Genomic DNA, 22,719 nt, shown 5'->3' on the forward strand with positions numbered 1-22,719 from the left:
ATGCATTTCCATCAGCGATCCGGCAACCGCTTCCCGCGTCCCGACGCCAGCGCCGCCAGGGTGAGCAGCAGGCCGGTGTCGAGGTACTTGAAGCTGGTGTGCAGGCCGAGCGCCATCAGCAGCGGCGCCGCCACCGCCCAGCCGAGCGCGGGGTCGGAACGGAGAAGAGCCAGCGCGCGCGGCGCGAGTGCACCCAGATAGGCGATCAGGGCGCACAGCCCGACCACTCCGGTCTTGGCGAGGGCGTAGGTCGCCAGCGTGTGGGTGTAGGACACGCGCCAACCGCCCACCGCCGGGTTGGCGAGAAGCGCCCCCCAACCCTGCCCGAACAGAAAGGCCACCGGGGAGGACAGAGCCTGCCCGAGCGCGGCCTCCGCCTCCTCCCACCGGGTGTTCGCTCCGGCCAGCCGGGTTTTCTCCGCCGCCTGCCCGAAAGCGCCGAACAGCGCCTCGGGAAACAGCGCCACCAGCAGCAGCACCGCCGCCAACGCTCCCACCCCGGCCAGCGGCGCCCGGCGCAGCCACCACGGCCAGAGGGCGGCGAAGGCCACGGCGGCGAGCCCCAGCGCCATCCGGTGCACCGCCCCGGCCAGCGCCGCCAGGCACAGCAGGCCGCCGAGAATCGCGACCACGCCGGCGGCGCGGCGCAGCCACCCGCCTACCGTCAGCATGCCGATTCCGAATGCCGGCAAGGCGATGGCGGCGAACAGGACCGAGGGCGCGTTCAGCAGGTAGACGCCGCCATCCGCCATGGTCCGGACCCCAACGGCGCCGAATCCCCAATCCGCCTGCTTCCACCAACGCAGGGCGAAACCGACTCCGGCCACCGCCAGACCGCCGGCCAGCAGCCCCACCGCCCGGTCGGGAGCGGCGCGCAGCATCGGCACCAGCAGGACGGGAAGGAACAGATAAAGGAGCGGCACGACATCGCGCACCATGTCGCCCGGCGCCCAGTCCAGCCACACGCCGCGCATCAGCGGGCACCACAACAGCACTGCCAGCGCCAGCACCGCGGGCGTCTCCCACGACGGCGAATCGCGCTCCAGCAAGGCGTGGCCGGTCGCCACGGATAGGGGACGCGACAGCCCGACGCCCAGAACCAGCAGCGCACCGATCGCCGCTTCGGCCAGCCGGATCTCCGCAGGGGCCGGCGCGCTCAGCAGGCCATACAGCGTGAGCGCCAGGAACAACCCGATGGCACGCCGCAGTGCCACTCCCTCTCCGGCCACGCCTTCCCCACCATCGCTCCGACTCGCACAGCAGGCAGGATTTCACGGCACAGTGAAAAAAGGAACAGTCGACCCAATCCACAACGCTCAGGCGTAGCGCAGTTCGGCGCGATCGAGACGGTAGAACAGCCCCTCCAGAGGATTCAGCCGCAACGTGCCGGTCATCAGCACCGGCCCCTGCGAATCGCGCACCGGAATCTGGCTGTGGACATACAGCATGGTGGAGGGGCTGGGCCGGTGGCAGGCCGGGCAGGACACGGGATTGGCGGCGAGTATGAAGCGGTTGTGGGCCGGCGCGTCGCTGAGCGGCACCATGAAGCCGCGCACCGTTACCAGCTTTCCCTCCAACGCCCTGACACGGGTCGGGAAGACCGGGTTGGCGGACGGCCCGTCCATGCGGACCTGCACCAGATCCCGCCACAGGGCCGTGGTGTCGTCCAGCGGCAGATGGAACGGTCCGGCGGAATGCGTGGGTTCCCTGGCGTTGCTGGCCCAGATCGCCCAGCCGGCCACCGGGGCCAGCGCAAGCGGCAGCAGAACCTGTCGGCGCGACGTCATGGCGGTCCTCCCCCTCGATCCTGCCCGTTTCGGTCGTTCGTTCGACCGTTGATTCGATCGTTGAAGGCGTCCTGTGCGGCCTTGTCCCAGACCGTCGTGCTTGTGGCTGAATTGTTCCCGAGCCATCGCCCAAGGTCAACAGGCGAGCGATAGGCCATACGTAAGAGGCCATCGCCAATCGACTTCGGACACCGTTTCGCCGACCTATGGGATTGACGCGGCTTCCGGCCTATACTTTGTAAGGGCGGCAACCACCGATAAAAACCTTACGAGCGGGAACCAACGCGGCATGCAAAAAGGGTCAGCACCGAAGGACAAGCCGGCGCATCTCCGCCTGTCCGAAGACCAGACCACCGAACTGGCCGACATGTTCCGCCTGATGAGCGACCCCAGCCGGCTGCGCATCATCCTGGCCTGCCTGGACACCTCGACCTCGGTCGGCGACATGGCGGCGGCGCTGGGCCTGTCGCCGTCGCTGGTCAGCCATCACCTCCGCCTGCTGCGGGCGGGGCGGCTGATCCAGGCGGAGCGGCGCGGCAACCGCGTCTTCTACCTGATCACCGACGAGCACATCCGGCGCGTCCTGTCGGACATGGTCGACCATGTGGCGGAGGAAAGCGAAGGCGACCTGGAGGCCTGAGGCGGTTCCGGTTGCGGCGGCCCCGGCCGCCACAACCCGTTGAAGCCTTTATAACAAATACGCAATAGGATTTGACCGCCATGCCGGTTGCGCCGCATAGTTCCGGTTATGCTGCGGCGCATCAAACCGTTGTTGCACGAATGGCCTGAAGAATCGGGCCAGGAAACCAAGGGTGTTGGCATGGAGACGTTCCGCTTCCAGCCGGGGGAAACCCCCGTCCTGCTCAGCATCCCGCATGTCGGCACCGTGGTGCCGCCGGACATCGCGGCCACGATGACCGACGCCGCCCTGGCGGTGCCGGACACCGACTGGCATCTCGACCGCCTCTATCACTTCGCCCCGGCGCTCGGCATCGGCTTCCTGAGGCCCACCCTATCGCGCTACGTGATCGACCTGAACCGCGATCCCGACAGCGCCCCTCCCGGCGCCGGCAACACCGAACTCTGCCCGCTCACCACCTTCGATCACCAGCCGGTCTACCGGCCGGGGCAGGAGCCGGACGCGGCGGAGGTGCGGCGGCGGGTCGGCGCCTACTGGCGCCCCTATCACGAGCGGCTCGACAGCGAGCTTCAGGCGTTGAAGGACCGCTTCGGCGTGGCGGTGCTGTTCGACGCCCATTCCATCCGGTCGCGCGTGCCGCGCTTCTTCGACGGGCAGATCCAGGACTTCAGCCTGGGCACGGCGGAGGGCACCAGCGCCTCGCCGGCGCTGGTCGGCCGGGTGATGAACGTGCTCACCGCCACCGGGCGTTTTTCCTCCGTGCAGAACGGGCGCTTCAAGGGCGGCTTCATCACCCGCCGTTACGGCAATCCCGCCGACAACATCCATTCCATACAGCTCGAACTGTCGCAGGTCACCTATATGGACGAGGAGGCACCCTTCGGCTTCCGCGAGGAGTCGGCGCGTCAGGTGCGCCCGACGCTGGAGCGGCTGCTGAGCCTCGTCGTCGAATGGGCCTGGGAGAACGCCGCCGGCCGTCGGCGCAGCGCCTTCCTGTAACGGCCTGCCCGACCCTCAGACCCAGACGCCCCGCACATAGGGCGTCAACTGGGTGTCCTGCATGATGATGTGGTGAACCAGCCAGTTCGCCGTGAAGGTGTAGATCCGCTCGGCGTTCTGATGCGTCGGGTCCCGCGTGAAGACCGCGGACAGTTCGCTCAAGGTCCGCACCGCCTCGTGATGCTGGCGGACATGCTCCTCGAACTTCGGGTAATGCACGGCCTGCATGATCTTTTCTTCGCGGGCGAAGTGCTGCTGGGTGTATTCCAGCAGTTTCATGAGGATCTTGGCAACACGCACGGGCATGAAGCTGCGCGCGTTCAGCGCGGCATCCAGTTCGTTCAGATATTCGATCAGGTGCTTGTGATCTTCATCGATGGACGGCTGGCCGACGCTGAGCTGCCGCCTCCACGTAATGACACCCATGAACCCTCCGCACCCTGTCTTCCGCGGCCACCGGGCAATTCCGCCGAAAGCCACCGCATTGAAGGGAAGCGCGTCGTACCTGCGCAACTGACGATGAAGGTGCGCAATCCGTCAAAGAACCGTAAATTCCGGACGCCGCGCCCCTTGTCGCCACCAGTTCCACAACCGGCGGCCTTTGCCTGCATTATGGGCGCATTTTCTACAAAACGAACGCATACGATCGTCACATGGCATTTTGCCGCACCAAAAGAAAAACACGGAAAGGCAGGGGAAACGTCATGTTTCCGCCTGCCTTTCCATCGACTTCATGAAGATGAGGCGACGATCAGCCGCCCCAACTTACCTGTGAACCAGCGTCCGATCAGCCGACGATCGAATAGCCGCAATCCACATAGGTGGTGCTGCCGGTGATGCCCTTGGCGCCGTCCGTCGCCAGGAAGGCGGTGGTGTAGCCGACCTCCTCGATGGTGACGAGACGCTGCTCCGGCGCGCGCTCCGCGGCCTTCTCCATCAGCTCGTCGAAATGGGCGATGCCCGAGGCGGCGCGGGTCTTGATCGGACCGGGCGAAATGGCGTGCACGCGGATGCCCTTCGGGCCCAGCTCCGCGGCCAGATAGCGCACGCTGGCCTCCAGCGCGGCCTTGACCGGCCCCATGACGCCGTAATTGTCGATCACGCGGTTGGCGCCGAAATAGGACATGGTGAACAGTGAACCGCCGTCCTTCATCAGCGGCTCCGCGTAGCGGGCCATGCGGATGAAGGAGTGGCAGGACACGTCCATCGCCATCTGGAAGCCCTCGCGCGAGCAATCGACGACGCGGCCGTGCAGATCGTCCTTCGGGGCGAAGGCGATGGAGTGCAGCGCGAAGTCCAGCTTGCCCCACTTCTGCTCGATCTTCTCGAAGATGGCCTTCAGCTCACCCTCGCCGGTGACGTCGACCGGCTCGAAGATCTCCGCTTCGAGCTGCTGGGCCAGCGGCTCGACGAAGCGCTTCGCCTTGTCGTTGAGGTAGCTGACCGCGAGATCCGCGCCCAGCGCGCGGAAGGCGCGGGCGCAGCCCCACGCGATCGACTGATCGTTGGCGATGCCGAGCACGAGGCCCTTCTTGCCTTCAAGGGTGGCGGCGGCGGGGATGATCGTGGTCATGGGCTGGCTTTCCCGGATTGCAAGGTGGCCGGATTCAAGTGCGCCAGAGCGGATCACTCGAATTGTGCAACGCACCATAGTGCAATCGAAGGTCATAGGCAACTTGTTAAAGTCGCAATATAACCGACATTATCGCTTTGTTTATCCGTAACGCAGCCTTCACACAGCGAAGACGCGAAGTCCCCAGCGGCGCTCCATACCTCTTTCTTGCGTGTTCATGAAGAAGACCGCAACAATGGCAAAGGCCCCACCTTGCGGAGGGGCCTTTTCGCAGAACCGGGGACGATCAGGCGGCGCCGGGCGTGAACGACGGCGGATCGCTTGCCGGGAAGGATTCCATCGACGCCTCGTCCACCTTCTCCTTCTCGTGGGCATCGTCGTAGATGTCGCCGGGGTGACGGGAGTACCGGTGAACGCCCTGATCCACGTCCTCGGCGGGGGTGCCCGCCTCGTGGTGGTTGCCGAAATCCTCCATCATCGCCTTGGCCGGGCAATAGCCGGTCAGCCCGCGGGCCACCAGGGCACCGCCGGCCAACGCCAGCGCCGCCCCTCCGACCGTCGGGCGGCGCAGCCCGAGAACGGCGAGAAGCCCGCCGCCGACCAGCGACACCAGACGTTCGGTGTGTCCGACGTTGATCATGCGCTCAAGATCGTCCGGCAGGGCCGCGCCGCGGCTGCCCATGCCCTTCTGGCTCGTCATCGCCATCGCTGCTCTCCTCGATCATTTTCTGTTTTCACGGCCGCTTGCTTTCGAGGCCGCCCGTCTTCACTGCTGCGGGGCGGGTGGCGTGGACCCACCCTGGTCCGGCGCCGGCGCGTTGCCGGTCGATCCCGATGAGCCCGGCTGCGCCGCCCCATCGGGCTTGCGGGCCGTATCCGCCAGCGTCCGGGCCTGCGACAGCTCACGGTTCAGACGGTCCACCTCCTGCGACAGGCGCTGCACCTCCGACTGGAGCTGCGGCGATCCCGCGGCACCGCCCTCCGGCATACCAACCGCGGCGAGGGCTGCACCGTCGCGCATCCAATAAGGCTGGACCCCATAATAGGTGTGCAGCGCCACCGCCCATTGCCGGTCCGACATGTCCGGGCGGTTGGAGCTGGTGAATTGCGGCGCCGCGGTCAGCCGGTCCTTGGTCACGTTCAGGACATAGCCGTCACCGGCCTGCGCCGGCTGGATCAGCGCCCAGGGAACCGGGAAGTTGCGCTCGCCCAGCCCCAGGAAGCCGCCGGCCTCGACCACGGCGTAGGCGACGCGCCCGGTGTTCGGATCGACCACCAGCTCGGAAATGGAGCCCATTTCCTCGCCGCTGGCGTTGTGCAGCTTGGCCTTGGACAGGTCGTCGGCGGCGACCACGCGCGGACGCTCCACCGAGCGCAGCAGCGCGTCGGCCTCGCTCAGGATGGTCTGGCAGGCGGGCTCGCCGCCCCGCTGCCCGGCGCGTTCCGCGGTCTGGCGCAGGGCGCGGAGCTGGCCGAGTTCCTGCGGGCTGATGGACGCGGGAGTCTGGTTGCCGGCGGCCTCCAGCGCGCCGATGCGCTGGCCCAGCCGGTTCACCCCCTCCGGGCAGGTCTCGGCGAGAGCCGGCCAAGGCCCGAGCGCCCCCGCGATCATGGCGGCGCTGAGGAGCAGGCGTTTCATCGTGGGTGCCTCCGGCTTGGTTTCCGTGCGTGTGGTTCTCACGCGTGGAAAACAGCACGGCCAAGACGGAGGTTCCGCGAATGCTTCTTCTGCGAAATGATCAGCCCGGAAGCGGCAACCCGCCCCGCTGGACGATGAAGGACTGGACCGCGTCCACCCCCTGCCCCGTCTTGATGTTGGTGAAGACGAAGGGGCGGTCGCCGCGCATCTTCTTGGCGTCGCGGTCCATCACCTCCAGGCTGGCGCCGACCAGCGGGGCGAGGTCGATCTTGTTGATGACCAGCAGGTCCGACCGGGTGATGCCCGGCCCGCCCTTGCGCGGGATCTTGTCGCCCGCCGACACGTCGATGACGTAGATGGTCAGGTCGGCCAGTTCCGGCGAGAAGGTCGCCGCCAGATTGTCGCCGCCCGACTCCACGAAGATCAGGTCGAGGTTCGGGAACTTGCGGTTCATCTCGTCGACGGCGGCGAGGTTGATCGAAGCGTCCTCGCGGATCGCCGTGTGCGGGCAGCCGCCGGTCTCCACACCCATGATCCGTTCCGGCTTCAGCGCGCCGGAGCGGGTGAGGAATTCGGCGTCCTCCTTGGTGTAGATGTCGTTGGTGATCGCCGCGACCTCCCAATCGTCGCGCATGCGCTTGCACAGCGCGTCGGTCAGCGCCGTCTTGCCGGAGCCGACCGGCCCGCCGATGCCCACGCGCAGGGGGCCACCATGGCTCTTGGAAATCGGGGCGGTCATGAGCGGAACAACCTCGTGTATTGGGTTTCGTGGATCATGGAGGTCCAATCGACGGCCATGGCGCGGCTGCCCAGGTCGTCGAGCGGGACGGCCAGCGCGGCCTCCGCCGCAGAGTGCACCACGGAGTCGAGCGCCGCCAGGGCCTTCTGCCCATCCGTCTGCCCCAGCGGCACCAGCCGCACCCCGGCGGAGACGAGGTTGGCGGCGAAGGCGTGCAGATAGGCCGACAGCGCCGGCCCCTCCGGCACGCCGATCAGCGCGGCGGCCAGCGCCACGGCGACGGCGTAGGCAACGGGGCGGCCGCTGTCGGCGATCACCCGGTCCCAGCGCTCCATCCCCTCCAGCGGCCAGGCGGCGCGCACGGCAATGAGGAAGGCCTGCCCCTGCGCGCGGCTCTCCAGCGCGGTTTCGGAAGAGGCGCGCATGGCGTCGGCGCGCTCGACCGCCCAGGCGAATCCCGCCTCGTCCCCCGCCAGCACGGCGCGGTGGGCGGCCACGAAGAGCATGCCGTCGGTGCGCCCGGCGCCGTGGCGCAGGATGCCGTCCATCCAGCGCGCCAGCGTGTCGCGGTCGCGGACGAGCCCCTGCTCTACCGCCGCCTCGATGCCGTGGCTGTAGGAGAAGCCACCGACCGGAAAGGACGGCGACAGCCAGGCGAGGAGCTTGGTGAGGTGGCTGGCCGAGACGGGCCCCCACCCCCCCGCTTCGCGGGTCCCTCCCTCCCCCGCTGCGCAGGGGAGAGCCAGATTCCCTCCCCCGCCCAGCGGGGGAGGGTTAGGGTGGGGGCAAGCGCCCTCAGTCATGCGAATGCCCATGGGAGTGGCTGTGGGAGTGCGAATGACCATGGCCGTGATCGTGGTCGTGGTCGTGGTCGTGCCCATGGCCGTGCCCGTGCGAGTGGCCATGCCCCTGCCCCGAATAGGCCCCACCCTCCGGCGCGAAGGGCGCGTGGATGGCCGCGACGCTGGCCCCCAGACCCTTCAGCATGTCCTCGATCACATGATCGCGGCGCAGGCGGATGGTCTCGCCAACGATCTGCACCGGCAGGTGGCGGTTGCCGAGGTGCCAAGCGATGCGGGCGAAGCCTTCCGTCCCGCCGCCGCAGCGCACCTCCATCAGCTCCTCGTCGGCGGCGACCACGCGCAGGAAGGCGCCGTCGCCCAGTTCAAGCCCGTCTCCGTGGTCGAGCGCGACCGCGCGCGGCAGGTCCAGCAGGAAATCGGTCCCCGCATCGTCCCTCATCACCATGCGGCGCCGGTGGCGGTCGTCGAAGGCGAGGGTCACCGTGCCGGCCTCGCGCTCGGCGGGCCAATGGCCGCGGGCGTGGACTCGGGTGGCGCGGCGGAGCGTGTCGGTCATGGAGAAAGCCGTTCGAAGGGTGTGGGCCGGCCGAAGAAACGTCCCGCGAGCGCGCCGACCGGTTCCGCCGCTCCCGTGGTGAAGAAACGAAGGTCTCCCGCCGCCTCGCCGGCAACGGGGGCGTATTCGGGGTGGCGCTCCAGGTAGTTGTCCAGCGAGCGGGCGACCAGAGACGGCTGGCACAGCACCTCCACCCCCGGCGGCAGCGCCTCCGCGAAGAGATGCGCCACCAGCGGGTAATGGGTGCAGCCGAGCACCGCCGCGTCCAGCGGCCGGCCATCGAGCTGCTCCAGCAGCGCCCGCACATAGCCGCGCACCGCCGGGGCCAGCTCCGCGTCGCCCGCCCCGCGCTCGATCAGCGGGACGAGGTCCGGGCAGGCCTGCTGCACCACCCGCACGTCGGGCGCCCGCTTGCCGATCTCGCGCGGGAATGAGCCCGACGCGACGGTGGCCGGGGTGGCGAAGACGCCGACCGTCCGCGGCTCCGGACGCCAGTCGGCGGCGGGGCCGTCCTGCATCCAGGGCACGCGGGTGATCGCCTCGACCATCGGCACCAGGACGCCCAGCACGTTGCGGCCCGGATGGGCCGTGGGCAGCCATGTCCGCTGCATCCGCCGCAGGGCGACCGCCGCCGCCGTGTTGCAGGCCAGGACGACCAGCCCGCAGCCCTGGGCGAACAGCCGCTCCACCCCCTGGACCGTCAGGCGGTAGATGTCCTCCTCGCTGCGCGGGCCATAGGGAGCGGCGGCATGGTCGCCGAGATAGACGAAGGGACGCCCGGGAGCGGCGGCCACCAGCGCGCGCAGCACCGTCAGACCGCCATGCCCGGAATCGAAGACACCAATCACGAACCCGTCACCCCACACTCAGAACAGGAAGTACCGCTGCGCCATGGGCAGCACGTCCGCCGGCTCGCAGGTCAGGAGCTGGCCGTCGGCGCGCACCTCGTAGGTTTCCGGATCGACCTCGATGTGGGGTGTGGAATCGTTGTGGATCATCTGCTTCTTGCCGATGGCCCGCACACCGGTCACCGCCACCAGCTCGCGCCGCAGGCCGAGCGAGCGCAGCGCCTCGTTCTCCAGCGACAGCTTGCTGACGAAGGTCAGGGAGCTGGCCTGCATCGCGCGGCCGTAGGCGCCGAACATCGGGCGGTAATGCACCGGCTGCGGTGTCGGGATGGAGGCGTTGGGGTCGCCCATCAGCGCCGCCGCGATGGTCCCGGCCTTCAGCACCATGTCCGGCTTCACGCCGAAGAAGGCCGGCGACCAGACCACCAGATCGGCCAGCTTGCCGACCTCGACCGAGCCGACGACATGGGCGATGCCGTGCGACAGGGCCGGGTTGATCGTGTACTTGGCGACGTAGCGCTTGACGCGGAAGTTGTCGTTCTCGCCCGTCTCCTCGGCCAGACGCCCGCGCTGCACCTTCATCTTGTGCGCGGTCTGCCAGGTGCGGATGATCACCTCGCCGACCCGGCCCATGGCCTGGCTGTCCGAACTCAGCATCGAGAAGACGCCGAGGTCGTGCAGGATGTCCTCAGCCGCGATGGTCTCGCGCCGGATGCGGCTCTCGGCGAAGGCCACGTCCTCCGGGATGCGGGGCGACAGGTGGTGGCAGACCATGAGCATGTCGAGATGCTCGTCCACCGTGTTCACCGTGAAGGGCCGCGTCGGGTTGGTGGAGCTGGGCAGCACGTTGGGCAGGCCCGCCACCTTGATGATGTCCGGCGCGTGGCCGCCGCCTGCCCCTTCGGTGTGGAAGGCGTGGATGTTGCGGCCCTTGAAGGCGGCGATGGTGTTCTCCACGAAGCCCGACTCGTTCAGCGTGTCGGTGTGGATCGCAACCTGGATGTCCGTCTCCTCCGCCACCGTCAGGCAGGTGTCGATGGCCGCCGGGGTGGTGCCCCAGTCCTCGTGCAGCTTCATGCCGCAGGCGCCGGCGGCGATCTGCTCCAAAAGCGCGTCGGGACGGCTGGCGTTGCCCTTGCCGAAGAATCCCAAGTTGATCGGCAGCCCCTCCGCCGCCTGGAGCATCCGGGCCATGTGCCACGGACCCGGCGTGCAGGTGGTGGCCGAGGTGCCCGCCGCCGGGCCGGTGCCGCCGCCCAGCATGGTGGTGACGCCGCTGTTCAGCGCCTCGTCCACCTGCTGCGGGCAGATGAAGTGGATGTGGGCGTCGATGCCGCCGGCGGTGATGATCTTGCCCTCGCCCGCGATGACCTCCGTCCCCGGCCCGACGACGATGGTCACGCCCGGCTGGACGTCCGGGTTGCCGGCCTTGCCGATTCCGGAAATGCGCCCGCCGATGATGCCGATGTCGGCCTTGACGATGCCCCAGTGGTCGATGATCAGCGCGTTGGTGATGACGGTGTCCACGGCGCCGCCCTGGCGCGAGGTCTGGGCCTGCCCCATGCCGTCGCGGATCACCTTGCCGCCGCCGAACTTGACCTCCTCGCCGTAGACGGTGTGGTCCTTCTCGACCTCCACGATCAGGTCGGTGTCGGCCAGCCGGACACGGTCGCCCACGGTGGGGCCGTAGAGAGCCGCGTATTCGGCCCGGTCGATGCGATGCGCCATTGTCTGATGCCCCTCCGCTGGCGCCTTTTACAGGCTGCCGTTGACCTTGCCGTTGAAGCCGATGACCACGCGGTTGCCGGCGTAGGCGACCAGCCGCACGCGGCGCGTCTGCCCCGGCTCGAAGCGCACCGCCGTCCCGGCGGGGATGTCCAGCCGGAAGCCGCGCGCCGTCTCGCGGTCGAAGGTCAGCGCCCCGTTCGTCTCGGCGAAGTGATAGTGCGAGCCGACCTGGATCGGGCGGTCGCCGGCGTTGGCGACGTCCAGCTCCACCGTGTCGCGGCCGGCGTTGAGTTCGATCTCGCCCGCGGCGGGGATGATTTCACCGGGTTTCATCGGGGCTCCCCTTAGCGAATCGGCTGATGGACGGTGACGAGCTTGGTGCCGTCGGGGAAGGTGGCCTCGACCTGGATCTCGTGGATCATCTCGGGGATGCCGTCCATCACCTGATCGCGGGTGATCACCGTCGCGCCGTCGCGCATCAGCTCGGCCACGGTGCGTCCGTCGCGCGCACCTTCCACCACATAATCGGTGATGAGGGCCACCGCCTCGGGATGGTTCAGCTTCACGCCACGCTCCAGCCGGCGGCGCGCCACCATGGCGGCCATGGCCACGAGAAGCTTGTCCTTCTCGCGCGGTGTCAGGTTCATGGGGCTGTCTCTCCGCCTTCCCATTGGGTTGGCGGGATTATGCCACGTTGCTGCGGTGCGCCAATCCCTCTTCGATGAATCGCACCGCGTTTCCGACACCATCCTCGGCCCGGATAAGCTCGCCGAGCGCCGCGGCCCGGCCGCGCATGCCCGGATCGCCGGTCGCCGCGATGGCGCGGGCGAGCCCGTCGGGGGTCAGCGTCCGGCGGGGGATCGGCGGTGGCGCGACGCCGAGATCGTGAAGCCGGGCGCCCCAGAAGGGCTGGTCGCCCATGAAGGGGACGACCACCGCCGGAACGCCCGCCCGCAGCCCCGCCGCCGTGGTGCCGGCGCCGCCGTGATGGACGACGGCGGACATGCGTGGAAACAGCCAATCGTGCGGCGCCGACTCCAGGCCGTGGACCGTCTCCGGCAAGGCCGACCGGTCGATCCCGCCCCACCCGGCGGAAAGCACGGCGCGCCGTCCGTTCAGAGCCGCGACGACCAGCCGCGTCGTCTCGGCGGGATCGAACCCGGCCATGCTGCCGAACCCGACATAGACCGGCGGCGGGCCGCTCTCCAGAAAGGACGCAAGGTCGGGTGGCGGCGTGTAGGCGTCGGCCTCGTCCAGAAACCAGAATCCGGTCGCCCGGATGAAGTCCGGCCAGTCGTCCGGCCGCGGCAGCGCATGGGGCGAGAAGGCGTAGGGCATCGGCCATTTCGCCTTCATCAGCACCGGCCCCGGCCCGATGAAGGAGGGCTTCAGCCCCAGCACCGCACGCCGCGCCCGGTTGGTCGGTGCCCGGAAGGTCTGCCAGACGAGCTGCATCATCGCCAGATGCAGGGCGTAGTTCACGGCGCCGGGAAAGCGCCGGGGCGGCATCATCGGCGGCGGGAAGGCCCGCGTCGGCGCCATCGGCTGCAGCGCCGTCCCGACCACCGGAACGCCCAGCTTCTCCGCCACCGCCACGCCCGCGTAGAAGGCGAGACCGGAGGCGATGATCGCGTCGCTTCCCCGCGCCGCCTCCCAATATTCCCGCATCCAGTCCAGCGCATGGTCCTGGCCGAGACGGAGGAGCGCCCGCATCATCTTGACGGGGTTGATGCCGTCGCGGAAAAGCCCGTCCGCCTCCCGGCTGCCCGTCACGGCGCGCAGATCGCCGGACAGCGGGCTGTAGTCCAGGCCATGCCGTTCGATCAGGCCGCGGAACTCACGGTCGGCGGGAAACGCGACGGTGTGCCCGGCGGCCCGCAGGCCCTTTCCAAGAGCGACGTAGGGGCGGATGTCGCCCTGTGACCCGTAGGTGACGATGGTAAAGCGCATGGGACCGGAGCTACGCCGGCAACCGCCCTTTGGCAAGGAGGCTCAGACCTCCCACAGCCGCGGCAATCTGACCGGGAGGCCCGCCGCCGCCGAGCGCAGATGCGACCACAGCGCCGCGTAGGCACCGCGCACCGATCGCGCCTCGCCGCCCAGGATGCGGACGACCAGCAGCCCGTCGAAGGCGGTGACGCCGACCCGCACGCCCTCCAGCCTCTCCGCCGCCTCGCGCAGCGCGTCGCGCCGGCTGCCGGCGTCGGGGGCGGCGTAGAGCAGCGTGGCGCAGGCCCCGGCCCCGCCGAATCCCGCCGGGTGGGCCAGCGTCTCGGCGAGGTCGCCGTCCATGTGCAGGGCGTCGGCCCAGGCGAGGCGGCCGTCGCGCACGACCTCCCAGGCGTCGCGGACGAGGCCGCGGGTCACCGTCTCGCCGAAGGCGGCGCGCCCGAAGACCAGCATCTCGCCGGCGATCAGGCGGGCGTCGCCCTCCAGTTCCAGCCGGGTCAGGCGGCGCAGACGGGAGCCCTCGAAGACGATGGCCTCCTGCGGCATCCATTCCAGCCAGCCGCCGGCCTCCACGGTCACGCGGGTGTCGATGCGGCAGTCCGGCCCGGCGGAACGGTAGACCTTCTCCGCCGCCTGGGTCGTCACCAGCGCCGTCGCCCCCGGCCCCGCCGACAGGGCGACGTCCAGCCGGTCGCCGCCGACCAGCCCGCCGGAGGTGGTGACCAGCACCGCGATGGGCAGGTCCCCCGCCCGCGGGTCGGGCAGCAGCACCCGCAGCGGGTCGTGGTGGTAGAGCGTGGCGAGGCGGGTGGCCCCATGGCGATGCTCGAACCGCACCGTCGCCGCGCCATGGACGGCGACCTTCTTCATCAACGCGTCAGCCACCGTTGGAACCCATCCTTGCCTTCAATTCCTCGACCGCCAGAAGCACACGCTCCGGCGTCGCGGGCGCGTCGAGGCGCACGGGCAGCCGGTGGCCGCCCACCGCCGCGACGGCGTCCTTCAGCGCCAGCCACGCCGAGATGCCGAGCATCAGCGGCGGCTCCCCGATCGCCTTGGAGCGGAACACCGTGTCCTCCCGGTTGGGGCGGTCGGTGTAGAGCGCCACCCGGAAATCCTCCGGCAGCGAGCGCGAGGTCGGGATCTTGTAGGTGCTGGGCGCGTGGGTGCGCAAGCGTCCCTCGCCGTTCCACCACAGCTCCTCCGACGTGACCCAGCCCAGCCCCTGGACGAAGGCGCCCTCCACCTGCCCCAGGTCGATGGCCGGGTTGATGCTGCCCGAACAGTCGTGCAGCACGTCGGCGCGGGGGAACGTGTACTCGCCGGTCAGCGTGTCGATCAGCGCCTCGGTCACCGCGACGCCGCAGGAGAAGTAAAAGAAGGGCCGCCCTTCGCACTTCTCGCGGTCCCACCAGATCTTCGGCGTGGCGTAATGGCCGGTGGAGGACAGCGACACCCGGTTCAGATAGGCCAGCTTCGCCACCTCCGCGAAGGTCATGGCGTGGTTGCCGGCGAAGACGGCGTTGTCGCGGAACTCCACCTTGTCCGGCGTGGTGTGGCAGTGCTGGGCGAGGAACGCCACCAGCCGGTCGCGGATGGTCCGCACGGCGATGCGCACCGCCATGCCGTTCAGGTCGGTGCCGGCCGACGCGGCGGTGGGCGGGGCGTTCGGCACCTTGTCGGTGGCGCTGGCGGTGACCCGCACCCGCTCCACGTCGATCTGGAATTCCTCGGCGGCGATCTGGGCCATCTTGGTGTGGATGCCCTGCCCCATCTCCGTGCCGCCGTGGTTCACCTGGATGGACCCGTCGGTGTAGACATGGACCAGCGCCGCCGCCTGGTTCAGGTGCTTGACGGTGAAGGAGATGCCGAACTTCACCGGGGTCACCGCCAGCCCCTTCTTCAGCACCGGGCTGCGGGCGTTGAAGGCGTCGATCTCCTCGCGGCGGCGGCGGTAGTCGCCGTCCCGCTCGATCCGGTCCATCAGCTCGGCCAGGATCTCCGGTTCCTCGACCGGCATCCCGTAATGGGTGGTGTCGCGGCCCGGCCCGCCATAGAGGTTGGCGCGCCGCACGTCCAGCGGGTCCTTGCCCAGGGCACGCGCGATCTCGTCCACCACATGCTCGATGGCGATCACCCCCTGCGGCCCGCCGAAGCCGCGGAAGGCGGTGTTGGACACGGTGTTCGTCCTGCAGCGGTGCCCGGTCACCCGCGCCGCCGGCAGATAGTAGGCGTTGTCGGCGTGGAACATGGCGCGGTCGACCACGCCGTTGGACAGGTCCAGCGACATGCCGCAGCGCCCGGCGAGGTCCATCTCCAAACCCTGGATGCGCCCCTCCCCGTCGAAGCCGACGTCGTAGCGCACGAAGAAATCGTGGCGCTTGCCGGTCATCAGCATGTCGTCGTCGCGGTCCAGGCGGAACTTCACCGGCCGCTTCGTCGCGTTCGCCAGCAGGCCGGCGATGGCGGCGATCTGGGCCGGCTGGCTTTCCTTGCCGCCGAAGCCGCCGCCCATGCGCCGGCACTCCACGGCGATGCCGTGCATCGGCCGCCCCAGCACCTGGGCGACGGCGTGCTGGACCTCCGCCGGGTGCTGGGTCGAGGAATGGACCAGCAGGTCGCCGTCCTCCTTGGGGATGGCATAGGCGATGTGGCCTTCAAGATAGAAGTGATCCTGGCCGCCGACCTCCAGCGTCCCGGTCAGCCGGTGCGGCGCCCCGGCGACCGCCGCCGCCGCGTCGCCGCGCCGGAAGGTCAGGGGCGGGGAGACGAAGCTGCCCTTATCCAATGCCTCCTCGGCGGTCAGCACCGCCGGCAGGTCGTCGTAATAGATTTCGACCAGCCGGGCGGCGGCGCGGGCCTGCAGCAGCGTCTCCGCCGCTACGGCGACCACCGCCTGTCCGGCATAGGTCACCAGCTCGTCGGCCAGGATGGGATCGCCGCGCTGGATGGTGCCGATGTCGCCGTCCCCCGGCACGTCGGCGTAGGTGAAGACCGCGTGCACCCCCGGCGCCTGCTTCGCCCGCGACAGGTCCATGCCCAGGATGTGCGCGTGCGCCCGCTCCGACAGCCGGACCGCGACGTGCAGCGTGCCGGGCAGTTCCGGGATGTCGTCGGTGTAGGCCGCGGCGCCCATCACATGCTTGCGGGCGCTTTCATGCTCGATGCCCCGGTGGACGCCGCCCCGGATCGGGTGGATGGCGCCCTCCTTCCGGGCGATGGTGCCGCCGTCAGCCATGCACGGCCTCCAAGGAGGCCAAATCGGCCCCGGTCGTGTGAAGAAGGAAGCGCATCAGCAGGTTCTTCGCCACCAGCGCGCGGTAGCGGTCGCTGGCCCGCATGTCGGTCATGGGGCGGAAGTCGTGGTCGAGCGCCGGCAGGGCCGCCGCCATGGCGTCGGCCGTCCAGGGCTGCGCGGCCAGCGCCGCCTCCAGCGCCGGGGCGCGGGCCGGGGTCGCCGCCATGCCGCCGTAGCCGGCGCGCAGCTCCGCCACCCGCCCTTCCCCGTCCAGCGTCAGCAGGAAGGCGGCGCAGACGGCGGAGATGTCCTGGTCCCGCCGCTTGGACACCTTCCAGGTGGCGAAGCGCTGGCCCTCGCGCGGCAGGGGGATGCGGATGCGCTCGACGAACTCGCCCGGCTTCAGATCGTTCTTGCGGTAGCCATGGTAGAAGCGGTCCAGCGGCAGCTCGCGCCGCACCCCGCCCCGGTTCAGCACCAGCGAGGCGCCCAGCGCCAGCAGTGCCGGCATGCTGTCCCCGATGGGGGAGCCGTTGGCGACGTTGCCGCCCAGCGTGCCGGAGTTGCGCACCTGTGCGGCCCCGATGCGGGTGACCAGGGTGGCCAGTTCGGGCAGGCGGCGCTCCAGAACCGGCAGCAGATCGCTGTAGGTGACCGCCGCGCCGATCTCCAGCGCGTCTTCGGCCTCGTCGATCCGGTGAAGCCCCCGCACCTGGGCGAGGTGGATCAGGGTGGGCAGGCTGCGTCCCTGCTTGGTCACCCACAGCCCCACGTCGGTCGCCCCGGCCACCAGCGTGGCGTTCGGATGCGCGGCGAACAGGGCGGCCAGTTCATCGACGCTCCGCGGTGCGTGGAAGCTGGCGGCGCCCTGGGTCATGGTCAGGGTCCCCTCGCGCCGGATGGAGCGCAGCAGGGTGGCGATGCCCTCCTCCGCCCGGTCGAAGCGGTCTTCGCCCCGCTCCGCCATCACGGTCCGGGCGGCGTCGAGGATCGGGCGGTAGCCGGTGCAGCGGCACAGGTTGCCGGCCAGGGCGTCGTGGATCGCCCCATCGTTCATGACGCCATCGGCAGCGCGCCCGTCATGGTGGAGCGCGAACAGCGCCATCACGAATCCGGGGGTGCAGAAGCCGCATTGCGAGGCGTGCTTGTCCACCATCGCGGCCTGGACGGGATGCAGGTCCCCGTCCTCGCCGGCCAGATCCTCGACCGTCAGCAGCAGCTTGCCGTCGATCATCGGCAAGAAGAGGATGCAGGCGTTGACGGCGCGGTAGCGCAGACGCCCATCGGGGGCGAGATCGCCCAGCACCACCGTGCAGGCGCCGCAATCCCCCTCGGCGCAGCCCTCCTTGGAACCGGGTCGCCCGTTGGCGCGCAGCCAGTTCAGCACCGTGGTGGTGGGATCGGCGTCCCGCACCTCCACCACCCGTCCGCCGAGCACGAAACGCACAGAGCCCGTCATTGTCCCTCCTGTCGGGCGTTTCCGTCATAGTGCCGGAAAGTCTCCGCAGGCCGCAATGGCGGCTCGGCCGTCTACCCATAAAGGCATGGTTCGGATGGATAAACGGCGCCGAATGGCGTCAGGCGTCCTCCGGGAAGCAGCCGCTGCGGGCCGCCACGACGGCGACCTGGGTGCGGTTGCGCACGCCCAGCTTCTGCATGATCGCCCGCACATGGACCTTCACGGTGCCTTCCAGCACGCCCAGCTCCCGCGCGATCTCCTTGTTCGAGTGACCGGCGAGCAGAAGCTGGAACACGTCGCGCTGCCGGTCGGTCAGCCGGTCGAGTATCTGGCCCGAGGGGCGCGCGACCTCCGCCGCGACGTTGCCGGACAGGACGGCGCGCGGCAGCGGCAGGAAGGTCTCCCCGGTCAGCGCCAGGGAGATCGCGTGCTCCAGAACCGCCGTGGAGCTGGTCTTCAGGATGTAGCCCCTGGCCCCCAGCCGCACGCTGTCCACGATGTCGGCCACCTCGTCCGACCCGGAGATGACCAGCAGCGGGCGGCTTCCCAGAACCTCGACCATGCGGCGCACCCCGTCGCGCCCGCTGCGGTCGCCCAGATTGAGGTCGAACAGGACCAGCGTCAGGTCCGGCGTGCGGTCGGCGATGGCCATCGCCTCGTCCAGCGAGCCAGCCTCCAGCACCTGCGCGTCCGGGTGGATCTCCCCCACCGAGAGGGCGAAGCCGTGCCGCACCAGGGGGTGGTCGTCAACCACCAGAAACGTCTGCGCCCTGCCGGCCACCGACCGCTCCTTGCCGCGCGTCTGCAGCTGAACTTCCATTGCTTTGCTACCCCATCAAGCCGCCGAAAGCCGTTCCGGAAAACAAAGATGCCCCAAACCGGCCCGGCTTTCTGTCCAGCGGAAAAGTATAAAGATACCTCTTTTGGACTTTGCAGAAGCAGCGCCATGCGAATTTCTATCGCTTCGAAGCCATTTATGATTCATTCGTATCGAGCTTCTTCCAAGCATCTTGCGCCGCTCCCTGACCATCCGTATAAATCATCGGGACAACCAGCGTAAAGCACGCTTTTTCGATACAATAAAGGCGGCTTTTTTCCCTTTTCCCAGGCGAAACGGACAACGATTGGCGTTGTGCGCTGCTCGTCACGGGTGGCGTCGCGGAGGAGTTTCGATGAAAACCTGGAACGTCATGCTCGTGGACCATGACCGGCTGTTTTCGGCGGCGCTGGGAACGCTCATCAGCGGCGGCCCCTTCCGCGTCTGCCATCACGCCGTGACGGTGGAGGATGCCGAGGCTGCCATCGCGCAGGGCGTGCAGCCCGACCTGATCGTGGTGGCCCTGGGGGAGGCGACGAACGACGAGGCGGGCGGGGTGAAGCGCCTGCGCGCCGCCACCAGCGCGCGCATCGCCGTGCTGGCCGACGCCATCGCCGACCGCACGCTGTCGCTGTCGCTGAAGGCCGGCGCCGACGCCTATCTGAACAAGTCGATGTCGAGCGAGTCCCTGCTGCGCGCCCTGCAACTGGTCATGCTGGGCGAGGTGGTCTACCCGACCCACGTCGCCAGCCTGCTGATCGCCAACGCCAACAGCGAGCGCCCGCAGCCGGAGCGCGCCCAGCCCGCCAACAACGAGCTGTCGAAGCGCGAGATCCAGATCCTGCGCTGCCTGCTCGCCGGGCAGTCGAACAAGGCCATCGCGCGCAACCTGCACATCACGGAATCGACCGTGAAGATGCATTTCAAGAACGTGATGCGGAAGATCAACGCCCAGAACCGCACGCAAGCCGCGGTGTGGGCGATCCAGAACGGCTTGTCGCCGCTGGCATCCGTCTAAAAGAGTTCGTCCCCTCTCCCGGCACAGGAGAGGGGACGGTGCGTCCTCACTCCGCCGCGTGGCGATGGGTGCCGTGGCGGCCTTCGGCGAACTCCTCCACCATCTTGCGGCAGAAGGCCGGCAGATCGTCCGGCTTGCGCGAGGTCACCAGCCCCTGGTCGGTGACGACCTCGCTGTCCTCCCACGTCGCCCCGGCGTTGCCGAGATCGGCCTTCAGCGACGGCCAGGAGGTCATGCGCTTGCCCTTCGCGCCGCCCGCGTCGATCAGCGTCCAGGGGCCGTGACAAATCGCGGCGATGGGCTTGCCCGACTGGACGAAGCTGCGCACGAAATCGATGGCCTTCGGCTCCAGCCGCAGCGCGTCCGGGTTGATGACGCCGCCCGGCAGCACCAGCGCGTCGAAGCTGCCGGCGTCCGCCTGATCGAGCGTGACGTCCACGTCCACCCGGTCGGCCTTGTCGTGGTGGTTCCAGCCCTGGATCTGCCCGCCCTGGGGCGCGACGATCCGCACTTCGGCGCCTTCGTTGCGCAGCGCCTTGACCGGTTCGGTCAGCTCGACCTGCTCGAAGCCGTCGGTCGCCAGAACGGCGACGGTCTTCTTCTCGAGTTTTCCTGCCATGGGATCACCTCCTCGGTTGGCCTGTCCGGTCAGCAACCGGCGTACCTCTGGGGAGTTCCCTCCGGAACCGCCACGCACCCCCCATGTTCCCTTTGACGGACCGCGCGTCACAATCGGGAGCACAGACCCATGCGTTACAGCGGCACTTCGGCGGGCATCCTCGCCGCGTTCGCCATCGCCACGTCCCTGACTTTGGGCGTTCCTCAACCCGTCCGGGCTCAACCCTCCCACTCCGCCGAAACGGTGCGGACCGCGGAGGCGTCCTACCCCCGGCTCTACCAGGGCTGGCGGGCCGGCGTGATCGTCGGAACGGAGGTCGAGGGGCTGCTCGGCGAGGAGCTTGGACAGGTGGTGGATCTCGTCGTCGGCCCGGACGGGCGGCTGGAAAGCGCGGTGATCGAGGCCAGCGGCATGCTCGACGTCGGCGAGGCGCGCTTCACCGTGCCCTGGCACCAGCTCATGCCCGGTTCGGTGGACGGCATCCTGGCCTATCCGGTCACCGGCCCGGACACGCTGGACCTGATCCGGCGCCAGCAGCAGGCGGCCAGCCGGCCCGGCGACTGGCGCGTCTCCGCCCTGATCGGCCAGCCGGCCAACACGGCGGGCGACGCGACCGAGGCCGGGTTCTTCGGCACGGTGGAGGATCTGGTGTTCGACCGCAACGGCGCGCTCAAGGCCGTCGTGGTGACGCCCGAGCCGGAGGGCGAAGGCCCCTACGCCGTCGCCTGGAAAGCGGCGGCGCTGGAGCCGGGCCTGACCTCCGTCACCTTGCAGGCGACGCCGGAGCAGGTGAAGGCGCTCGGTTCTTTCGACGCGGCGCGCATGAAGGAGTTCAACACCGCGCGCCTGAACCAGGGCGCCCAGGCGCGCCAGGAGTAAGGCGCGCCAGGAACGATGCCCGGTCAGGCCGCCGGGCGGGCCACGCCGCCGACCGCCGGGCGGCTGGCCGCGGCGGCGGAGCGGCCGTAGCGGGCGACGGTCAGCCCGTCCATGTCGATTTCCGTCTGGTGCCCACCGACCACGTCGGCGACCACCCGGCCCGAGCCGGCGGCCATCGTCCAGCCCAGCGTGCCGTGGCCGGTGTTGAGGAACAGGTTGCGCACCGGGGTCGGGCCGACGATGGGGGTGCCGTCCGGCGTGTTCGGGCGCAGGCCGGTCCAGAACTCCGCCTTCGACAGGTCGCCACCCGTCGGGAACAGGTCGCCGACCACATGGTCGAGCGGACCGCGGCGGCCCGGACGCAGCGTCAGGTCGAAGCCGGTCAGCTCCGCCGTGCCGCCGACGCGGATGCGGTCGCCGAGGCGGGTCACCGCGATCTTGTGCGTCTCGTCCATCACCGTGGATTCCGGCGCGCCCGCCGGATCGACGATGGGCAGGGTCAGCGAATAGCCCTTCACCGGATAGACCGGGAGATCCAGCCCGAACGGCTTCACCAGCATCGGGGAATAGCTGCCCATGGCGACGACGTAGGCGTCGGCGGTCAGCGTGCCGGCGTCGGTCACCACGCCGGTGACGCGGCGCCCGTCGCTCTCCAGCTTGCGAATGCCGGTGTTGTAGCGGAACTCCACACCCAGCTCCGTCGCCATGGCGGCCAGCGCGTTGGTGAAGCGGAAGCAGTCGCCCGTCTCGTCGCCCGGCAGCAGCAGGCCGCCGACGATCTTCTCCTTGACCAGCCGCAGCGCCGGCTCGACCGCCGCGCAGCCCTCCACGTCCAGCAGGCTGTAGGGCACCTTGAAACGGTCCAGCACGGCCATGTCGGTGGCGGCGGCGTCCACCTGCTTCTGCGTGCGGAAGACCTGGAGCGTGCCCTTGGCGCGCTCGTCGTAGCGGATGCCGGTCTCGTCGCGCAGGGCGCGCAGGCAGTCGCGGCTGTACTCGGCCAGCCGGACCATGCGGCCCTTGTTGATCTCGTAGGAGCGCTCGTTGGCGTTGGCCAGCAGCTTCAGGCACCAGGACCACATCGCCGGGTCGAGCTTCGGCCGGATCACCAGCGGGGAATGCTTCATCAGCATCCACTTCACCGCCTTCGCCATCAGGCCCGGCGCCGCCCAGGGAGCGGAGTAGCCCGGCGACACCTCGCCCGCGTTGGCGTAGCTGGTCTCCAGCGCCGGGCCGGGCTGCCGGTCCACCACCGTGACCTCGTGCCCGGCCTTCGCCAGGAAATAGGCGGTGGAAACGCCGATGACGCCGCTGCCGAGGACGATGACGCGCATGTGAAGGCTCCCGAGATCACGGATTTGTCCCCATCCCATTCGCAAACCGGATGCCAAGTGCCGGACACCGCGGAATTGCTGGGGCGCCCGGTT

24 protein-coding genes are annotated in these 22,719 nt (G+C 69.3%); 4 read left to right on the forward strand and 20 right to left on the reverse strand.

The window, feature by feature from the left end:
* Positions 1-11: 11 nt before the first annotated feature.
* The gene (locus TSH58p_RS05020; protein WP_109068323.1) at positions 12-1,214 is read right to left on the reverse strand and encodes a hypothetical protein; all 1,203 of its coding nucleotides are present in this window, start codon (positions 1,212-1,214) and stop codon (positions 12-14) included.
* Between the two features lie 102 nt (positions 1,215-1,316).
* Complete coding sequence (locus tag TSH58p_RS05025; protein WP_109068324.1) at positions 1,317-1,787, reverse strand: DUF3299 domain-containing protein; 471 nt, start codon at positions 1,785-1,787, stop codon at positions 1,317-1,319.
* 289 nt (positions 1,788-2,076) lie between these two features.
* On the opposite strand from TSH58p_RS05025, the gene TSH58p_RS05030 reads away from it, so the two are divergent.
* Together TSH58p_RS05030 and hutG are read left to right on the forward strand one after the other, a co-directional pair.
* Positions 2,077-2,427 carry a helix-turn-helix transcriptional regulator gene (locus tag TSH58p_RS05030; RefSeq protein WP_014240322.1) on the forward strand — a complete coding sequence of 117 codons (351 nt, stop codon included), beginning with the start codon at positions 2,077-2,079 and terminating at the stop codon, positions 2,425-2,427.
* A 180-nt stretch (positions 2,428-2,607) separates the two neighbouring features.
* The gene (gene hutG / locus TSH58p_RS05035) at positions 2,608-3,426 is read left to right on the forward strand and encodes an N-formylglutamate deformylase (protein WP_109068325.1); all 819 of its coding nucleotides are present in this window, start codon (positions 2,608-2,610) and stop codon (positions 3,424-3,426) included.
* A 15-nt stretch (positions 3,427-3,441) separates the two neighbouring features.
* Here the strand turns inward: hutG and TSH58p_RS05040 are convergent, their stop codons facing one another.
* From TSH58p_RS05040 to TSH58p_RS05115, 16 genes are all read right to left on the reverse strand, one after another.
* On the reverse strand, positions 3,442-3,852 hold the full coding sequence (locus tag TSH58p_RS05040; RefSeq protein WP_109068326.1) for a bacteriohemerythrin: 411 nt from the start codon (positions 3,850-3,852) through the stop codon (positions 3,442-3,444).
* A gap of 361 nt (positions 3,853-4,213) precedes the next feature.
* Positions 4,214-4,999: an enoyl-ACP reductase FabI gene (gene fabI, locus TSH58p_RS05045; protein ID WP_014240318.1), complete on the reverse strand. Its 786-nt coding sequence runs from the start codon at positions 4,997-4,999 to the stop codon at positions 4,214-4,216.
* Between the two features lie 286 nt (positions 5,000-5,285).
* The gene (locus TSH58p_RS05050) at positions 5,286-5,705 is read right to left on the reverse strand and encodes a YgaP-like transmembrane domain (protein ID WP_109068327.1); all 420 of its coding nucleotides are present in this window, start codon (positions 5,703-5,705) and stop codon (positions 5,286-5,288) included.
* Positions 5,706-5,765: 60 nt separating this feature from the next.
* The gene (locus tag TSH58p_RS05055) at positions 5,766-6,638 is read right to left on the reverse strand and encodes a PRC-barrel domain-containing protein (RefSeq protein ID WP_109068328.1); all 873 of its coding nucleotides are present in this window, start codon (positions 6,636-6,638) and stop codon (positions 5,766-5,768) included.
* 100 nt (positions 6,639-6,738) lie between these two features.
* Positions 6,739-7,377 (reverse strand): urease accessory protein UreG, encoded by a 639-nt coding sequence (gene ureG / locus TSH58p_RS05060; RefSeq protein ID WP_109068329.1) that lies wholly within the window; start codon positions 7,375-7,377, stop codon positions 6,739-6,741.
* On the reverse strand, positions 7,374-8,180 hold the full coding sequence (locus TSH58p_RS05065; protein ID WP_247873854.1) for an urease accessory protein UreF: 807 nt from the start codon (positions 8,178-8,180) through the stop codon (positions 7,374-7,376). The genes ureG and TSH58p_RS05065 overlap by 4 nt, the downstream gene beginning before the upstream one ends.
* Positions 8,173-8,736: an urease accessory protein UreE gene (gene ureE, locus TSH58p_RS05070; protein WP_109068330.1), complete on the reverse strand. Its 564-nt coding sequence runs from the start codon at positions 8,734-8,736 to the stop codon at positions 8,173-8,175. The genes TSH58p_RS05065 and ureE overlap by 8 nt, the downstream gene beginning before the upstream one ends.
* A complete protein-coding gene (gene murI / locus TSH58p_RS05075; protein ID WP_109068359.1) occupies positions 8,733-9,584 on the reverse strand; it encodes a glutamate racemase in 852 nt (283 codons plus the stop codon). The genes ureE and murI overlap by 4 nt, the downstream gene beginning before the upstream one ends.
* 18 nt (positions 9,585-9,602) lie before the next feature.
* Positions 9,603-11,312, reverse strand: a complete 1,710-nt coding sequence (ureC, locus tag TSH58p_RS05080) for an urease subunit alpha (protein ID WP_109068331.1) — start codon at positions 11,310-11,312, stop codon at positions 9,603-9,605.
* A gap of 27 nt (positions 11,313-11,339) precedes the next feature.
* Positions 11,340-11,645 (reverse strand): urease subunit beta, encoded by a 306-nt coding sequence (locus TSH58p_RS05085; RefSeq protein ID WP_014240309.1) that lies wholly within the window; start codon positions 11,643-11,645, stop codon positions 11,340-11,342.
* 11 nt (positions 11,646-11,656) lie between these two features.
* The gene (locus tag TSH58p_RS05090) at positions 11,657-11,959 is read right to left on the reverse strand and encodes an urease subunit gamma (protein WP_014240308.1); all 303 of its coding nucleotides are present in this window, start codon (positions 11,957-11,959) and stop codon (positions 11,657-11,659) included.
* Between the two features lie 37 nt (positions 11,960-11,996).
* Entirely contained in the window at positions 11,997-13,262 is a 1,266-nt protein-coding gene (locus tag TSH58p_RS05095) for a glycosyltransferase (protein ID WP_109068332.1), read from the reverse strand.
* A 42-nt stretch (positions 13,263-13,304) separates the two neighbouring features.
* The gene (locus TSH58p_RS05100) at positions 13,305-14,147 is read right to left on the reverse strand and encodes an urease accessory protein UreD (protein WP_247873855.1); all 843 of its coding nucleotides are present in this window, start codon (positions 14,145-14,147) and stop codon (positions 13,305-13,307) included.
* Complete coding sequence (gene xdhB, locus TSH58p_RS05105) at positions 14,140-16,500, reverse strand: xanthine dehydrogenase molybdopterin binding subunit (RefSeq protein ID WP_109068334.1); 2,361 nt, start codon at positions 16,498-16,500, stop codon at positions 14,140-14,142. Before xdhB ends, TSH58p_RS05100 begins: the two co-directional genes overlap by 8 nt.
* Complete coding sequence (gene xdhA, locus TSH58p_RS05110) at positions 16,493-17,959, reverse strand: xanthine dehydrogenase small subunit (RefSeq protein WP_109068335.1); 1,467 nt, start codon at positions 17,957-17,959, stop codon at positions 16,493-16,495. The genes xdhB and xdhA overlap by 8 nt, the downstream gene beginning before the upstream one ends.
* Before the next feature lie 118 nt (positions 17,960-18,077).
* Positions 18,078-18,779, reverse strand: coding sequence for a response regulator transcription factor (locus TSH58p_RS05115; protein WP_109068336.1), 702 nt, complete (start codon positions 18,777-18,779; stop codon positions 18,078-18,080).
* Between the two features lie 352 nt (positions 18,780-19,131).
* Here TSH58p_RS05115 and TSH58p_RS05120 point away from each other — a divergent pair, with 352 nt between their 5' ends.
* Positions 19,132-19,794 (forward strand): response regulator transcription factor, encoded by a 663-nt coding sequence (locus tag TSH58p_RS05120; protein ID WP_109068337.1) that lies wholly within the window; start codon positions 19,132-19,134, stop codon positions 19,792-19,794.
* Positions 19,795-19,840: 46 nt separating this feature from the next.
* Here the strand turns inward: TSH58p_RS05120 and TSH58p_RS05125 are convergent, their stop codons facing one another.
* Positions 19,841-20,413, reverse strand: a complete 573-nt coding sequence (locus TSH58p_RS05125) for a type 1 glutamine amidotransferase domain-containing protein (RefSeq protein WP_109068338.1) — start codon at positions 20,411-20,413, stop codon at positions 19,841-19,843.
* 129 nt (positions 20,414-20,542) lie between these two features.
* Here TSH58p_RS05125 and TSH58p_RS05130 point away from each other — a divergent pair, with 129 nt between their 5' ends.
* Positions 20,543-21,292 (forward strand): PRC-barrel domain-containing protein, encoded by a 750-nt coding sequence (locus TSH58p_RS05130; RefSeq protein WP_109068339.1) that lies wholly within the window; start codon positions 20,543-20,545, stop codon positions 21,290-21,292.
* 23 nt (positions 21,293-21,315) lie between these two features.
* Here TSH58p_RS05130 and TSH58p_RS05135 read toward each other — a convergent pair whose 3' ends face one another.
* A complete protein-coding gene (locus TSH58p_RS05135; protein ID WP_109068340.1) occupies positions 21,316-22,626 on the reverse strand; it encodes a D-amino acid dehydrogenase in 1,311 nt (436 codons plus the stop codon).
* Positions 22,627-22,719 lie beyond the last annotated feature (93 nt).

Origin of the sequence: Azospirillum sp. TSH58 (genome assembly GCF_003119115.1) — a bacterium.
Classification (GTDB): Bacteria; Pseudomonadota; Alphaproteobacteria; order Azospirillales; family Azospirillaceae; genus Azospirillum.

What these genes read in the sequence shown, in the direction of transcription:
- TSH58p_RS05040 (WP_109068326.1), bottom strand. Translation starts at nt 3,852, where the DNA reads ATGGGTGTCATTACGTGGAGGCGGCAGCTCAGCGTCGGCCAGCCGTCC.
- TSH58p_RS05125 (WP_109068338.1), bottom strand. Translation starts at nt 20,413, where the DNA reads ATGGCAGGAAAACTCGAGAAGAAGACCGTCGCCGTTCTGGCGACCGAC.
- TSH58p_RS05055 (WP_109068328.1), bottom strand. Translation starts at nt 6,638, where the DNA reads ATGAAACGCCTGCTCCTCAGCGCCGCCATGATCGCGGGGGCGCTCGGG.
- TSH58p_RS05085 (WP_014240309.1), bottom strand. Translation starts at nt 11,645, where the DNA reads ATGAAACCCGGTGAAATCATCCCCGCCGCGGGCGAGATCGAACTCAAC.
- TSH58p_RS05115 (WP_109068336.1), bottom strand. Translation starts at nt 18,779, where the DNA reads ATGGAAGTTCAGCTGCAGACGCGCGGCAAGGAGCGGTCGGTGGCCGGC.
- xdhA (WP_109068335.1), bottom strand. Translation starts at nt 17,959, where the DNA reads ATGACGGGCTCTGTGCGTTTCGTGCTCGGCGGACGGGTGGTGGAGGTG.
- xdhB (WP_109068334.1), bottom strand. Translation starts at nt 16,500, where the DNA reads ATGGCTGACGGCGGCACCATCGCCCGGAAGGAGGGCGCCATCCACCCG.
- ureC (WP_109068331.1), bottom strand. Translation starts at nt 11,312, where the DNA reads ATGGCGCATCGCATCGACCGGGCCGAATACGCGGCTCTCTACGGCCCC.
- TSH58p_RS05065 (WP_247873854.1), bottom strand. Translation starts at nt 8,180, where the DNA reads ATGACTGAGGGCGCTTGCCCCCACCCTAACCCTCCCCCGCTGGGCGGG.
- TSH58p_RS05090 (WP_014240308.1), bottom strand. Translation starts at nt 11,959, where the DNA reads ATGAACCTGACACCGCGCGAGAAGGACAAGCTTCTCGTGGCCATGGCC.
- fabI (WP_014240318.1), bottom strand. Translation starts at nt 4,999, where the DNA reads ATGACCACGATCATCCCCGCCGCCGCCACCCTTGAAGGCAAGAAGGGC.
- TSH58p_RS05025 (WP_109068324.1), bottom strand. Translation starts at nt 1,787, where the DNA reads ATGACGTCGCGCCGACAGGTTCTGCTGCCGCTTGCGCTGGCCCCGGTG.
- TSH58p_RS05130 (WP_109068339.1), top strand. Translation starts at nt 20,543, where the DNA reads ATGCGTTACAGCGGCACTTCGGCGGGCATCCTCGCCGCGTTCGCCATC.
- TSH58p_RS05120 (WP_109068337.1), top strand. Translation starts at nt 19,132, where the DNA reads ATGAAAACCTGGAACGTCATGCTCGTGGACCATGACCGGCTGTTTTCG.
- hutG (WP_109068325.1), top strand. Translation starts at nt 2,608, where the DNA reads ATGGAGACGTTCCGCTTCCAGCCGGGGGAAACCCCCGTCCTGCTCAGC.
- TSH58p_RS05030 (WP_014240322.1), top strand. Translation starts at nt 2,077, where the DNA reads ATGCAAAAAGGGTCAGCACCGAAGGACAAGCCGGCGCATCTCCGCCTG.
- TSH58p_RS05050 (WP_109068327.1), bottom strand. Translation starts at nt 5,705, where the DNA reads ATGGCGATGACGAGCCAGAAGGGCATGGGCAGCCGCGGCGCGGCCCTG.
- TSH58p_RS05135 (WP_109068340.1), bottom strand. Translation starts at nt 22,626, where the DNA reads ATGCGCGTCATCGTCCTCGGCAGCGGCGTCATCGGCGTTTCCACCGCC.
- ureG (WP_109068329.1), bottom strand. Translation starts at nt 7,377, where the DNA reads ATGACCGCCCCGATTTCCAAGAGCCATGGTGGCCCCCTGCGCGTGGGC.
- TSH58p_RS05095 (WP_109068332.1), bottom strand. Translation starts at nt 13,262, where the DNA reads ATGCGCTTTACCATCGTCACCTACGGGTCACAGGGCGACATCCGCCCC.
- ureE (WP_109068330.1), bottom strand. Translation starts at nt 8,736, where the DNA reads ATGACCGACACGCTCCGCCGCGCCACCCGAGTCCACGCCCGCGGCCAT.